Here is a 15,098-nt window from a genome sequence, read left to right as displayed (position 1 = left end):
TCATTATACCTAAGTTCCCAAGAATCATCCACCCATCTTAACTTTAGTCTAAACCCTTTGATTTTTATTATTGATTATTATAAGACGCATTGCATGAGATTTTTTGTACTAATTTGTTTTGTTTTACTAAGCACAAGCTTTGCTGGCAATATCAACCAAATGCTAGGACACCATCATATTGAATGCGATGATTGTGTATATGATAAGTACTCCAATGTATTATCTGTTTATATTAATAAAAATAAAAAACTTATGCTCAATGGGTTTACATTATCTATTTTCAAACCTGACTACCTCCCTGATTTTACCTATCAGATTGCTTTGACTGAAAATTGCTCTTCAAAACTATCTTTGGCCTGTTTTTACAACAACACTGAGAATCAATCCTTCACTTATTATCCTGGAAAGCATGAGGCAGTTAGTTTTACTTTCAAGCCGGATTATCAACCTATGATCCATGATAGCTTGGCAAACCTTAGTTTAGAAATTGATCCTCACGCTTATGTGCGCTATCAAAAAAACTCAACTCAACATACACTGTCTTTATACAGCGATAATCCAGCCCAACTTGAACTTTATTTTAATGACGAACTTAATACACCCATTTTTTCACTTTACAGTAACAAACTGCATGCACCCTTAAACTTTGAAGGCATTGCGCATACACAAAACCCTATTCCCATTCAACTCAAAAGTTTTACTGCACACGGCGATAAAAAAACATTTACACCTATCGTCTACTTGTCTGATGAGCACTCCCTTGGATATTTAGATATCAAATTGCATAGTTACCTACTGAACTCAGCCCACAATTCATCTGGATTAACCTTAAATGAGAAACATCTTTCTGCAAGCCAATTGCTTGCCAGACTAATTACCAAGAGCTACATCATTCAAAAGTTACAAAACCATTACCCTGATCTAAGGCAAGTTGATGACAGTGGTTATACCAACGAACACCTTGTAAAACAGACTGGTCGCAACTATTATATGATCCGCATCGCCAATGAAGAACTTTATCAGCTGCTGAATTATTTACAAAGCTGGGCAAAAGATCATCCACCCCTACCCAAATTAACCAAAATTTTTATTAAGAACAGTTCAGACCACGACTTAAGTTCAGCAGACACTCAAGCATCAGTTCTTAGTTTCTCTGTGGGATCAAAGAAAGTGTATACCCATATTGTAAACCAAGAAATCAACTTTTCTCCTAGCATGGGTTTACCAGAATTTTTTCACGAACTTGCACATGCTTACCATAATATACTCACTTATGATCAATCGTCATATTTTAACGATCTATGGCAAAAAGTGAATGATGAAGATTACAAACAACTTGTATTTGGCAATGAAGATCTTTACTTTCAAGTCTGGAATCATGATTTAAAGGCTTCTGCTGAAGCTATTGCTGTTTACTCAAAAATATTAAGTGGAGAAAACCTATCCCATACTGAAAACCAACTGTTGCACGATCTCTCTAAAAGGCCATTTTGTGGATATATCCGGCCATATGGGAACTTCTCACTCCAAGAAGATGTTGCCACCTATGTTGAAGAGATTAAAAGACATCCTCATCCGCAATGGTGGTCAAAACTGGTTAATGCTGAACAAAATGTTTGCGCAGATAAATACCAAAATAAACTCTACCTTCTTAAACGTTATGGTTTTATTAGCAAGTCAAGTTATGAAAATATATTTAGTACAAACAATTCAAATTAAACTGCCTTGGCTAAAAAAATATCTATTTATTTCAAAGCTTGTGTATAAAAAGTGCTAAAACTTAAGCAAAATCAATCCATAGATTGAATAGCACTGGCCATGTTTTTGTATTTTTGTTAGCTTTCTCATATGAAAAAACACAGTCTCATAATTATGAGCAGTTTTCCCTCTAAAGAGCTGGCTAAAAAAGTAGCTCAAGTTTGTATAGAACAAAATATCTGCGCCTGCGCACAAATTCAAAGTCCTATGACATCCCTGTATAAATGGGATGGTACTATTGAAGAAAGCCAAGAATATTTAGTTTACTTTAAAACTTTATCGCATTTAGAAAAAAAGCTATATGAATGCATTAAACAGCATCATACTTATGATTGCCCTGAAATTATCAGCATTAATCTGAGTCATGTCGATGCAAACTATCAACAATGGATGTTAGAATCATGTCAAAAACAAACAACGCTTTAAATATAGGCCTTATTACAGGAGGCGGTGACTGTCCCGGTCTTAACAACGCTATAGCCGGCTTAATCAAAGCCAGTTTACCTGACAACCGGGTCATTGGCTTTTATCGTTCATGGAATGGTTTAATTGAAAATCAATTTATTCCTATGGACGCAAGCATGATTGATGAAATCAGTCATCAAGGTGGAACCATTTTAAAAAGTGCCAAAAGTTTTCCCCTCAACTCACAAGACAAATTGGATAACATCACCAAAACCATCAAGGAACATGCTTTGGATGTTTTGGTCATCATTGGCGGGGATAGCACCCTCTATGTAGCCAAGCAAATTCATGAAAAACTTGGCATCCCCATCATGGGCATCCCAAAAACCATTGATAACGATATCCCACACAATGACTTTAGCATAGGTTTTGTCAGCGCTGTAGAAACTGTCTGCCAAAGCATAGAGCAAGTTAAAACCAGCGCAAAAAGCCATAGTCGTGCCATGGTCATTGAAGTGATGGGTAGACATACCGGTCATTTAACAGCCTATGCTGGATTAGCCTCAAATTGTGATATTATTTTAGTTCCTGAACACCCCGTTCGATTGGATCAGCTCAAACAAAATATTCTTAAGCGATTTGAAGGGCAAAAAAAATACTTGCTGATTGCCGTAGCTGAAGGGGCCATATTGCTGGATGAAAATGATAAGCCAATACAAATCTTTGAACAAGATGAAAGCTTTAAAGGCATGAGTGCCAAAGGCGGTATACGCTATGGCGGCATAGCTGATTATATTAGTGACTGGATGAATGATTTTGTTGATTGGGATGCCCGTTCTTTGGTTCTGGGCCATTTGCAACGCGGTGGTGCAGCCAGTGCTATGGATAGAATTCTGGCTTTTTCATTGGCTGCAAAAGCTGCTGAGTTGATTAAACAAAAACAATTCAATCAAATTTTAGGCTTTAAACAAGGAAACATTATCCATACAAGTTTTGATGAAGTATTTGCTGACAACCAAGAACAACAAAAAACCCTCCCAGAAGAGTTTTATCAACTTTGCATATTAAACACTGATTAAAATTTCTGGCTTTAGCGGCTTAACAAATTTTAATTTTGCTTTGTATACACCCTATTTTTTGTTAGCATGATGTATTATTCCAGCAGTAAAACATACCTCTTTTAATCCTATTCTAAACAATATCATCAATTATTGTTTGCAAAAAAGAAATCAAGCCCTTTGCTTAACCGTCACGCTGACCTTTATTCTGATGTTAAAAGGTTTGGTCTTTTTTCATACCTACGGTGGAATCAGCCAAGACAGTGCTTGGTTTTACAGTACTTCACACAATCTTGCGCTGCATGGAAAATATGCATCCTCCCTTGTGCCAATAGACAGCAATTACACTCCGCAAAAACAAGACTGTATCAATGATATTTTTGCCACCTGCGCGCTTATTGATGAACACGGATTCAATTGGTTTGACCTGCATGCGACTGTGGGCCCTGTTCATACCCTTGCAGCAGCTATAACTGTATTTATTTTTGGCAGCAATCGATTCTCCGCTGCCCTTATCCCATTTATGGTGATGACACTTTTATTCATGCTTGTGCTTGGACTAACTGCAAAACATTTTGGCAAGTTGGCTTGCTTTTGTGTTTTTTTATGTTTCTACACTTTACCTCAAATTTACATGGAATATATTTATCAAAACTATGCTGAATCTACCGGACTACTGTTTTTTTTATTGGCCTTACTATTTTATAAAAAAAATCAACTCAACCTATCAAGTCTATTTTTATCTTTTGCTGTTTTATGCAAAGTCATCTACTTTATTCCAGCATCAGGTTTTTTAGTGGCTGTTTTTTTAAAAAAGCCTTTAAAAGCCAGTTTTAAATACTTAACATTTTTTCTCATCAGCCCTGTTTCTTGGCTATTGATAAAAATCATTATCATTATTAACATCTTTTCTTTTCAAGCAGTAAAAACCTATTTTTCTGCAAGTCTTCTTAAGTTTTCTTATGGTGGCTCTGGCACTTCAACCTTTAATCATTTTGATTTAGAAAAAATATTCAAACAGATTCAAACCAATATAACCGTGTCATATGATCTTGGGGTGTACAGCATTCTTGTCTTTTGGCTTGCCATTGCTTTTGTGCTTTATAAAAAACAGGATACACTGAAAAAAATCTTTTGTCTTAACACCTTGTACTTGAGCCATTTTTTTTACATTGCTTGGTTTATTATTTTAAATAAAACCGGTTGGTTTAGACATCTTTGGGGGCCTATGTTTTTTGCTTGGTGCCTCTTTGGAATATTTTTATCGTTATTGATTCATGCTTTGTTTGATCCATCTAAAAAACCCTTAAGTGCACGTCTTATTGCCTTGGCCGCGCTTGTGTTGATTGGCTTTAATTTAGATTATCCAACCTACTCTCATACTTTTAACATCTCTCAAAAAAAGTTTGAACTATGGCATGTAAAACGGCACTCAGCTCGTCCAAAAGGAGGTATAGGATTACCGGTTAATCATATACTCAATTGGAAACCGCAAAGCGAGGTGGCAGATTTTATTAAGCAGGAGCTGCCAGAAAAAAGTATATTTTATTTTTACTCTTATTACTACGGCTTAGAAGCTTTAACTTTTATAGATTTTATGCCGCATAGTTTTTATTTTTTTCAAAAAACAGATACGTCCATAGACTTAAAACAAAATGCTTACTTAATTTTTCCTCCCTACAACAATAATTACACTTTATTTTCATCTGTTGATTTTATTGCAGAAGATCACAACGAGCCTTACAGTTTATGTAAAACCATGATCTATAGCAGACCGTCTTATTCTATTTGCAAATTATAAGATTTATTATTTTCTTTTTAAATTTAATTTTTTGGCAAATCAATTCTAGGGAATAAGGGGTCTGCCTTTTCAATTTTCACATCCGTATTGAGCACTGAAAATTGTTCTGCTTGATCAATATTTGTATTTTTTACACCTAGTCTACAAAAAAGATTTTGCATTTTTTCTGGCATCACCGGTTGTAACAAAATGGCACAGACCCTAATGGTTTCTATACAAAACCCTAAAACATGCCCCGCTGCAGACACGTCTTCTTTGGCCATTTTCCATGGCGCTTTTTCATCCACATACTGATTCACCAAGGTCAATACATCAAAGATTTTTGCCACGGCTTGATCTGGAGCCATATCATCAATTAAAGTTTTCACTTCAGCTTTTAAGGCCAAGACTTTATTTTTTAAATGTTTTTCTTCTTCACTCAAGTCTTGCATGGCTGGCATCTTGCCATCAAAATACTTGCTCACCAAATTACTGACTCTATTAAGTAAGTTGCCTAAGTTGTTGGCCAAATCCGTATTGATTCTAGTCACCACCAAGTCTTGAGAAAACTGCGCATCATTGCCCAAACGAATATCTCTGATTAAAAAATAACGTAAGGCATCCACGCCTACCATATCTTTCATATCCAAGGGTTTAACCACCGCGCCTTTGGATTTGCTCATTTTTTCATCATTGTTTGTTAACCACCAGCCATGGGCAAAAATGGTTTTGGGTAAGTCCACATTTAATGCCATCAGCATGGTAGGCCAATACACAGCATGCGTCATCAAAATATCTTTACCAATCAAATGAATGGCACCATTGGGACGCTGCCACCACTGTTTAAATGTTTCTTGTTGTTCATCTTGCTTTAGTCCAACTGCTGCAGCATAGTTAATTAAAGCATCAAACCAAACATAGGTGACATAATTTTTATCAAAGGGTAACTCTATTCCCCAACTTAAACGCTCTTTGGGACGGCTAATGCACAGATCATTCAAAGGTTTTTTTAAAAAGCCTAAAACCTCGTTCTTTTTACTTTTGGGTAAAATAAAATCATCATGGCTTTCAATGTAATCCACCAATTGATCTTGATAGGCTGACATTTTAAAAAAATAATTTTGTTCTGTGATTTTTTCTACGTCATTGCCTTGCGGACTTTTACCATCAACCAAATCTTTTTCTGTATAAAACACTTCTTCACTTTGCGCGTACCAACCTTCATATTCCTTGGCGTAAATTTCTCCCTTATCAAACAATTCTTGCAAACATGTTTGCACAACCGCTTTATGATCAGTGGCTGTGGTTCTATAAAAAATGTCATAATCAATGTTTAACTCTTGCCAAATTTGCGTAAAGTTCTGAGCCATCTCATCACAATGCTTTTGAGGGTCTTTGTTGGCTGCCAAGGCTGCTTTTTGTACCTTTTGCCCATGTTCATCTGTTCCTGTTAACAGCAAAGTTTCATTGCCATACAAACGATGATAACGGGTCAAAATATCTGCTACCACTGTGGTATAGGCATGGCCTATATGGGGAGTATCATTGACATAATAGAGAGGGGTGGTCATGTAAAAACGCTTCATGGGCTCTTACTACACCAAGCGAATCAGCAAATGCAAATTCTCCTTGCAATATTGCATAAATACAGGCATCACAATGCTGTGCAAACCCCTCCTCCCATACGCATTCTTTTTGGCGATAACCGCTTTTTACAAAACCTTGAATATCAAAAAACCAAGCAAAGCTTGGCACAAATGGGTGACTTTAATGAAGTCAATTTTAATGCTGAACAGGACGGTTGGAAAACCATTTTTGATCAAGCCAACACCTTTGCTTTGATGGCCCCCAAACAACTGTTTAAGGTCTATTTAAACAAGGATTTTAAAGAAGAGGATAGCAAAATTTGGGAAAGCTACTTAAAATCACCGTCTGATTTTACCCAAATTATTGTCTTTGCCCCCAAGCTGGATAAACGCAAAAAACTGACCAAGCTTTTGCAAAAACACAAGCTTTTACAAGAATGTCCTCAACCCTCTATTCATGAAATGAGTTCTTGGTTAAAGCAATTCAGCCAAGAAAAAAACTTAAGTCTTGATCCACAAGCAGCCACTCTTTTACTGGATTATATTGGAGCTGACCTAGCAAAGCTATTTCATAGTCTAGAAAAACTTGCCTTGTACAAACATCCTCAAAACCAAGTAAACGCAGAAGACATTCATCAGGTTGTTTTACAGTCCAGTGGACAAGATCTTTTCTCATTGATTGATTTGGTTTTTGAACAAAAAAAACCTGCTGCTCTTGAAACACTCAAATTCATTTTACAAGAGGGTGACCATCCTTTGGTTGTTTTAAGCTTACTGATTAGACATACCCGTATTCTTATGCTCTGCAAAACTCTTGCAGCCAGCCCCCCTGCCAGCATAGCCAAAAAAGCTGGGATTCCCCCCTTCACTGTTAAAAAATATTTACAGCAAGCAAAACGTTTATCCGGTCAGAAATTGTACCAAGTGTTTACACAGCTCAATCACCTAGATACACAATTTAAATCCAGCCCCGTTCCCGCTCGCTGGCAACTGGAACAATTTATTTTTAACCTTTAATCTGTATAAAAACATTTACCTGTGCCAATAATTTTTAAAGCTTGTTAGAGAAAGTAAACCCTAAACTACCGCTACATATAAAAAAGCCCGCATAAGCGGGCTTTTTTAGTTTATAGTATTTTTAATTTTTGTATTTAGAATGTTGCTTTAATTTCTGCACCCACAGAAAAATTCCAAAAGGTTCCACCGTCAGCAATATTGTTATAAATCACTCTAGCTGTTGGACCTGCAACCAAAAATTCATTCACAGGAAACTCATAACCACCGGCAAACCCTAAAGCCAAACCAAGGTCAGTTTCTGCTGAGACACTGGTTCCTAAAACATCCGTTTTAAATTTTATTTTGGATAAACCGATAGAAGGTCTAATGTAAGCATTGTCTTGCAAATAATATTGGCCCGCCAACATAAATCCGTTATTGCTTGTGTTAACGTCATTTTTTGAATAGCCGGTTGTAAACAAGTCTAGCATACCAATCCATTCATCTGTCAGTTGATATCCTACTCTTAAGCTAACACCAACACCTGTATCAGAATCAGTTTCACCACTATCTGCGGCCACACCAACACCAAAGTTTAAATCTGCCGCCACGTGAAAGCCATTGTTTTCTTGTGCTTTTGCTGTGAAGCTAACTAAACCTATGCCTAAAAGAACTGTTAAAAAGAATTTATTTTTCATCATGCTTAGCTTTCTATTTTATTTTTAAGTCAAAAGCAAAGAAAATTTACTCCCTTTACGTTGCTGGCATAGTGACACTTTTTGCGCACCTAGGCTGAATTAAAGCTACCCCTTGACCGCAATGTCCCGGTGATTACCTTATAAGTGTCTGTAATTATAGCATTTAACAAAAGCCGTTTTTGGCTTTTAATTTGCAATATAATATAGCAAGACACTTTAGAAAGGGGTTGTTTATGAATCACATCATTAAACAAAAAGAAGAACAAGAACGTTCAAAAGAACAATTTGAACCGATTCCTCTTTATATTCCGCAGTTTGATATGCCAGCCTATGAACCCCGTGAAGAAGATGAACTCAGTGAAAAAAACAAAAGCACCACTGAGCGCGGCGTCTGGACCACAGAAATATAATCTCAAAAGGTACTGCCTTACTTTTGAGTCACGAGTGAACGTACAACCGTTTTTAAAGTATTGCTTTTTGAAAAACTAAACTCTTTTCTCCGCAATGAGGTCTCAATAAGCTTGTTTTGTTTATTATTGAATGGCTTATTCAACCAATCAATTCTTTTTTTAAAGTTCTTGGGTATCTCCTGGGCAAGTTTACCTTCATAGTCATCAAACAAAGGAAATAATGCTTCTGTTTCTTTTTTAACAAACCTTAGACTTGAGTATGTGTAATCTAAAACACTTTCACTTAAGTTGGCCACAACTGGATTTCTATATACATACTTATAAACAATGGCTTGATGCAAGCTTGTTGCAATCAGTGACCATTTATAGGGTCCACCAAAAACATGATTGATTCTGCCTGCTCTATAGGCAATTTTTCTGCTCATTTCACGCATGAAATAATTCATTATTGCATCTATATTAGCTTGAGGTGTCCACAACACCATATGAAAATGATTGTTCATTAAAACAAACGCCTGTACTCTGGCATCATAAACGTCAGTAACCGTTTTTAAAACTTGTCCGGCCAAAAACCAAACTTCGTCAATAGGGATATAAAACCATTCTTTATTGTTGGAACGTGCATACACGTGATACGGATACTCTGCTACTCTTATAAGGTGTTTTCTTGGCATATGGTTTAACCTACGAAGCAAAAATTTTGCCAATCTCAAAAGTAAGGCCGTACCTTTTGAGAAAATCATTGACGCGCGTAGCCTTGCGCAATATAAATGTAGTATGTTTAAAAAAATTGCTGCATTACTGATTATTGTTCTTTTCTCTGTCCCATCTGTTCAAGCAGAAATGACTTCTGCTCCTGGTGATTATTCTTTGCGAATTAAAATGGGCCCAGCTTTTAATGTCCAAAACTGGGAAGATCAACTACGCGTTGGTGGTGAGTTTGATTATGAAATGGGTTACAACATGGGTGTAAACTTTTTAACCTTGGTAGGCGTTGGGGATAACTTTCGTTTTCAAATGATTCCTAGCCTACGTTATGATTACTTATATATTGGCCCTGCATCATTTCATGGTTTATTGGGTCTTGGTTATGGTCGGCTTGAAAATCAAAACACTTTGGATATGCGTTTAGGAACAGGGATTGTTTTACCTCTGGGTGATCATTATGAAGTCTCCAGTGATATTAACTTCTTTACCAGTCTAGCTGGTGCCAGTGGCACCCCAATCACTATGGAGTGGTTATTGGGTTTTGGTTTTAAGTTTTAAATTTGAATTTTATTTACTCACATAAACAAATTCACCATTATCTAAGTTTAAATTAAATAATGCTTTGAGACTGTTCCAGCCAATAAACAAGGCCCTCTGATGAACGGGATCAACAACAATATCCGATAAAATAAGATTAACTGGACCAAAACGGTCATTAACATCAACAATATCGGTCCGGTTACCTGTTGCCATATCCACCGATACAATCAAATCGTCATTTGAATTTAAGGCGATGATTTTTGCATTATCAGCATCGAGAGATATTGCTTCAGTTGTCGATAATGAACTTCCAGTACCCACACTATTGCTAGAAACAACCACTCTATCACCGGTAATTGGATCAAGCTCATAAATTGCAGCAAGCAAAGAGTCAACAACATAAAGCCTATCATTATTGGAATTGTAAACAATATCCGTCATTTGACTAAAATCATCTCCTGACCCCGTAGATGCGTCAGCAACAATGCTTCGATTACCGGTAAGCACATCAATGGCTAAAACCGCATGAAGAATTCGATCGACCAGATAGATGGTATTGTTGTTTTCATTGTAAGCTATACCAAAAGGCAATGCTATATTGCTTCCTGTACCTGTCATACTATCAGAAATAATGGTTCTACTGCCGGTGATCAAATCCACAACAAACAGAGCATCTAAACTATTGTCACACACAAAAGCACGATTATTGGGTAAGTCTAAAACCAAATCATTTGGGCTGGTAAAATTGGGCCCTACACCAACGCTATCACTTGATACAATTGTTCTGTCACCGGTATTTAAATCAATACTGAATAAAGTATGTGCCAAACGATCTAAGACATAAGCCCTATTGTTGACCCAATCCAATTCAACTGCCTCAATAAAATCCAAGTTTTGTCCACTGCCAAGGTTGGCTTGAGATGCAAGTGTACGGTCACCGTTACTAACACTCACTGAGTAAATAATGTTGTTGTCCCGATCAACCACCCAAGGCTGATTGATGTCACTTGGGTTAAGTACCACATCTACAGGTGCCGTAAAATCTAAACCTAAGCCAACTGAACTGTCTGATACAATAGTTCGATTGCCTGATACAATATCGACAGCAATCAATGCTGCTTGCGCAGTATCCGCAACTAAAAGTTGGTTGTTTGCTGCATCAAGTGCCAATCCATTGCTTCCCATCAAATTGGGTCCAAGACCGGTTGAAGCATTTGATAGTATTGTTCGATTGCCATTGGTTAAATCAACGGTAAAGACAGCATTGAGTGAAGCATCCACAACATATGCAAGATTATGAGTGGCATCAAATGCAATATCATTTGGCTGAGAAAAATTGGTGCCTGTTCCTACACTGCTGCTAGAAAGTACGCTTCGATTTCCTGTAGTTACATCAATAGCAAAAACTGCACCGTTAAAAGTATCTAATAACAAAATCCGATTCAAGCTGGCATCAAATGCAAGCCCAGCAGGAAATAAAAAGTTTGTGCCTGTTCCAACCGCACTGCTGGACAAAACACTTCGATTACCAGAACTTATATCAATTGAATAAACCGCATTATTGATTCGGTCACTGACAAACAATACATCATTTAAAAAATCTGCGGCCAACCCTACTGGAAATGTAAAGTTGTCCCCTGTACCCGCATCAAAAGCAGAAAAAACCTCTCTATGCCCTGTATTTGTATTAACCCTGACAACTGCCCTTAATGTTGCATCAGCAACGTAGAGTGTATTTTGGTTGCTGTCAAAGACCATGTTTTGCGCAGACAAAAACACCTCTGACCTGACAAGAGTAACAAAATTTTGTTCTTCGTATTGGCTTCCATCTTGTAATACAACATGTGCATCAAAATTATTACTTCCCAAATCAAGAGGCAAAGAAACTTCCCAGAGTGCATAGTTTGCTGCCAAGGGTTGGACATCAACACCACCAAGGACAAATTCTGACACAAGGCCATCGCTTTCTAAGCTGCCTCTTACAACAAGCATTGATGCCGAGGTCACCGCATTGCTATTGGGATAGTGCACTGATATGTTGACATCTGTTTGAGGATTGAATTGGTCGAGAACAACCTGAAAACCAAGACATGATATCAAGCTTGATAAACAGAAGGCGACAAGCACCATGATAAACGGTTTTTTAACGGGCATAGATCTCCAAACTACTTAAAACTGTATTTATTTGGTGCAAATACCATATCCATTTTGGAACGCAATGTATTGATAAGAAAAGTTTGACGTATAGCTTACTTTCCGTCTCCTTGGCTCGCCTGCATAAAGCAGACTCGCTTATCCAGCTTGCATCTTCTCGGCTTTTCCCGCTTCGCTCTCTTTTACAAGGGGGCTCACGCCCCCTTCAAAAACAAAACGTGGTTTTGTTTTTTCATCCCCGTGGGCTCGCCTGCATAAAGCAGACTCGCTTATCCAGCTTGCATCTTCTCGGCTTTTTTGCGCGCTTCTCTGCGGGCTTTGCCTTGGGCGAAATTTCTTTGTTCTTCTTCAGTTTCCGGAATTAATTCTGGAACTTCTATAGGTCTATGATTCTCATCAATGGCCACAAACGTTAAAAATGCATCCGTGGTTAATTGTCTTTTCCCGGTTCTTGGATTTTCTGCCAAAACCTCTACACTGACTTCAAGCGATGTTCTGCCCGTATACGTGACTTTGCTTTTTAAAACCATGATATCACCCACATGGCCAGAAGCATGAAAATCCACTTTATCAATGGAGGCTGTCACCACATTGCCTCTGACGTGACGCATGGCTGCTACAGCCCCAGCCGTATCAATCCACATCATCACTTTTCCACCAAAAACAGTCCCTAAAGGATTGGTATCCCCAGGCAATACTTGCTGGATCATTTCTACATAAGATTCTCTTGGCGCTTTGCTTAATCGTTCTGACATAAACTTTTCTGTATCATTGCTTTGGTTTTTCTAAAAGGTAGCCGGTTACTTTTGTATTTTTAATTTTTGAGTACAAAAGTAACCCCCTTGTTTATTATTTTATAAGATTCACAATTCCTGAATGGATTTGCTCATCACAGCCTTCTACTTGCTGAACAACTTTATAAACATAAGCTCCGGTATTGGCAGGTCTTCCATTTTGCTGACCCCCATCCCATCCTTCTATTTCTGATAAAGCTTTATCCACTTCACGATAGAACAAATCGCCTTTGCGTGTATAAATTTCAAATGAAACAATATGAATATTTGGGCGTTCATCATTGTATATTTTAAAAACATCATTGATGTTGTCACCATTAGGACTAAAGGCATTAGGAATATAAATTGGATGGGCATACAGGCGATCCGGCATCTCTAACTCTTCTTCAAATTGGCAGCCTGCATACTGATATTCTAACAAGGTGACCTGCCCTAGGTCTTCCGCTGTTATATCAAGTGCTGTTTGTCTAACCTGATAATTATCACGAGTGACAACCACCACAGGTTTCAAAGGGTAAGGACACGAACTTGGAACCTTAAATTCTGCTTTATAATTGGCTGTTGTAATATGGACTCTATCTTCAACAGTACAACCCTTATCATCCGTAACTTCAACCGTATAATGACCCGGGGAAAGGTTTTCTATACCTTGAGTACTTTCTCCATTACTCCACTCATAAACCACTTCACCTTCAGCATTGGTCACATTGACCGTGGCAAAGCCTTCATTTTCACAGAGATGTCCTGGTGAAACGATATTGGCTTCCATATCACTGCCTTGAAGATCATAGGTATTAGACACTGTGCATCCAGCACGATCAAAGGTCATGGTATACGTGTACTCTCCTTCGGTTGCATCTGACAGTTCAACATTAAGAACATTGGTATCCTGTGTACTACCATCAGGTCGAGTCCAAGAAGTCTCTACATTATCATGATACGTTGTATCTAAATTCCACCATCTGGGCTCAGTATGAATTTGCACATCCTCTCCTGTACATAAGTTTCCATCAGCGGTTGCCGTGGGTGGGGTAGAGAATTCTAAATCAATATCTCTTTCCACACGGCAGCCTTGATTGTCTGTTATGGTTGCTCTGTATCCTGGCAAATTGCTCGCATCATTGATTGGAACTTCAAAAGCATTCCAATTACCGGTGTTTTCAAGCGGCGTATTGTTTTGATACCACTGTATATTTATAGGATAGTTAAGGCCTTGGGCCTCTTCCAAAGTAATCAACCCTGTGCCACCAATACAGTTGTAGCGTTTGCTTTCAAGTTCAAATGATCCTACTGGATCTTGTACGGCATTCACATCAATTTCAAGTTCACCTGTAACCACAGGACACCCAGGGTATTCAACATTGTATTGATGGATTCCCGATTCCTGGGCCACATAGTTGACATCATCGTAACGTCTGCCATTGGGAGCAATCCAAAAAATGTTGCTGGTATCACCACAAAAACCGATTTCTTTTCCGCATGGTTTATCTTCCATAACAATACTTTCAGCAGGGATCTGTGTAGGACATCCTGTAGTTTGACAGTCCAGAGCTACACGGCTCGAGTATGGAAATGTAAAAAACTGGTAGGCAATAAGCTCAATTTTATAAGCGTCACAAGTCTCAGATGCCGGAAGGTTGAGTTCCAGTAAAAACGTACCCAAACTCATGTGTTGTTGTAGCTCAGGAGACCATGGCTGTGGAATGGGGACAAAAGCTGCTTCGTTGAAACCTACAGGATAATTATCTATGGTTAACCCACCATTTGCTGCAAGTTCTGATGCACTTGTGCTTGTTAAACCAACACCATCATAGACCGCTTTCAATGGACCTTTCATACAATTGCCGCTTGAGCTCCCATCTCCAGGGCCATTCTCCTCACATGTTGGTCCCCACCAAAAATAAAACAACTCTTCATCATTCTTGCTCACCCTAACAAAGGTTGGGACTAAATAAGCATGCAATGAAAAATCATAATGTTTGGCCATACCTGCCGGATGGACAAAGGAATAACGGCTGTACTCGGTATCAAAATTGTCATTGGCGTCTAAATCTTGTCCGCACGCAATAGGCTCTATATTATTGACTTGCCCAAACGCCGTTGAAATAAATACTAGACTTAATAAAAATAATTTTCCCCACATAATGGACGCACTGTATCAATAAAACGTAACGCAATGCAAGCCCAAATTTAACTGATTTTTTGACCCTT

At 38.0% G+C, this 15,098-nt stretch carries 13 protein-coding genes; 7 read left to right on the top strand and 6 right to left on the bottom strand.

All coding sequences use genetic code 11. The annotated features are described in order from the left end of the window. Nucleotides 1-93 precede the first annotated feature (93 nt). The 4 genes from PKC21_07730 (at nt 94) to PKC21_07715 (ending at nt 5,022) form a co-directional block, all read left to right on the top strand. On the top strand, nt 94-1,719 hold the full coding sequence (locus PKC21_07730) for a hypothetical protein (protein ID HMR25227.1): 1,626 nt from the start codon (nt 94-96) through the stop codon (nt 1,717-1,719). A 153-nt stretch (nt 1,720-1,872) separates the two neighbouring features. Beyond that, nucleotides 1,873-2,184: a divalent-cation tolerance protein CutA gene (gene cutA, locus PKC21_07725; protein HMR25226.1), complete on the top strand. Its 312-nt coding sequence runs from the start codon at nt 1,873-1,875 to the stop codon at nt 2,182-2,184. Continuing rightward, nucleotides 2,160-3,242, top strand: coding sequence for an ATP-dependent 6-phosphofructokinase (locus PKC21_07720; GenBank protein HMR25225.1), 1,083 nt, complete (start codon nt 2,160-2,162; stop codon nt 3,240-3,242). Before cutA ends, PKC21_07720 begins: the two co-directional genes overlap by 25 nt. 136 nt (nt 3,243-3,378) lie before the next feature. Further along, nucleotides 3,379-5,022, top strand: coding sequence for a hypothetical protein (locus tag PKC21_07715; protein ID HMR25224.1), 1,644 nt, complete (start codon nt 3,379-3,381; stop codon nt 5,020-5,022). A gap of 23 nt (nt 5,023-5,045) precedes the next feature. Here PKC21_07715 and metG read toward each other — a convergent pair whose 3' ends face one another. Next, nucleotides 5,046-6,587: a methionine--tRNA ligase gene (gene metG / locus PKC21_07710; GenBank protein ID HMR25223.1), complete on the bottom strand. Its 1,542-nt coding sequence runs from the start codon at nt 6,585-6,587 to the stop codon at nt 5,046-5,048. 30 nt (nt 6,588-6,617) lie between these two features. On the opposite strand from metG, the gene holA reads away from it, so the two are divergent. Continuing rightward, complete coding sequence (gene holA / locus PKC21_07705; GenBank protein ID HMR25222.1) at nt 6,618-7,604, top strand: DNA polymerase III subunit delta; 987 nt, start codon at nt 6,618-6,620, stop codon at nt 7,602-7,604. Between the two features lie 134 nt (nt 7,605-7,738). On the opposite strand, the gene PKC21_07700 is transcribed toward holA, so the two are convergent. Next, entirely contained in the window at nt 7,739-8,284 is a 546-nt protein-coding gene (locus tag PKC21_07700; GenBank protein ID HMR25221.1) for an outer membrane beta-barrel protein, read from the bottom strand. A gap of 230 nt (nt 8,285-8,514) precedes the next feature. Here PKC21_07700 and PKC21_07695 point away from each other — a divergent pair, with 230 nt between their 5' ends. Continuing rightward, a complete protein-coding gene (locus tag PKC21_07695; GenBank protein ID HMR25220.1) occupies nt 8,515-8,691 on the top strand; it encodes a hypothetical protein in 177 nt (58 codons plus the stop codon). Between the two features lie 17 nt (nt 8,692-8,708). Here PKC21_07695 and PKC21_07690 read toward each other — a convergent pair whose 3' ends face one another. Further along, nucleotides 8,709-9,365 carry a hypothetical protein gene (locus tag PKC21_07690; GenBank protein ID HMR25219.1) on the bottom strand — a complete coding sequence of 219 codons (657 nt, stop codon included), beginning with the start codon at nt 9,363-9,365 and terminating at the stop codon, nt 8,709-8,711. A 103-nt stretch (nt 9,366-9,468) separates the two neighbouring features. Between PKC21_07690 and PKC21_07685 the strand changes: the two genes are divergently transcribed. Further along, nucleotides 9,469-9,957 (top strand): hypothetical protein, encoded by a 489-nt coding sequence (locus PKC21_07685; protein ID HMR25218.1) that lies wholly within the window; start codon nt 9,469-9,471, stop codon nt 9,955-9,957. Nucleotides 9,958-9,966: 9 nt separating this feature from the next. On the opposite strand, the gene PKC21_07680 is transcribed toward PKC21_07685, so the two are convergent. The 3 genes from PKC21_07680 to PKC21_07670 all read right to left on the bottom strand — a co-directional run bounded on the left by PKC21_07680 (nt 9,967) and on the right by PKC21_07670 (nt 15,030). Continuing rightward, the gene (locus PKC21_07680) at nt 9,967-12,093 is read right to left on the bottom strand and encodes a hypothetical protein (GenBank protein ID HMR25217.1); all 2,127 of its coding nucleotides are present in this window, start codon (nt 12,091-12,093) and stop codon (nt 9,967-9,969) included. Nucleotides 12,094-12,362: 269 nt separating this feature from the next. Beyond that, nucleotides 12,363-12,848, bottom strand: a complete 486-nt coding sequence (locus PKC21_07675) for an acyl-CoA thioesterase (GenBank protein ID HMR25216.1) — start codon at nt 12,846-12,848, stop codon at nt 12,363-12,365. A 94-nt stretch (nt 12,849-12,942) separates the two neighbouring features. Further along, entirely contained in the window at nt 12,943-15,030 is a 2,088-nt protein-coding gene (locus PKC21_07670; protein HMR25215.1) for a gliding motility-associated C-terminal domain-containing protein, read from the bottom strand. Nucleotides 15,031-15,098 lie beyond the last annotated feature (68 nt).

The sequence above is a fragment of the Oligoflexia bacterium genome, assembly GCA_035326705.1.
Classification (GTDB): domain Bacteria; phylum Bdellovibrionota_G; class JALEGL01; order JALEGL01; family JALEGL01; genus JALEGL01.
This window is presented reverse-complemented; position numbering and strand designations above follow the sequence as displayed.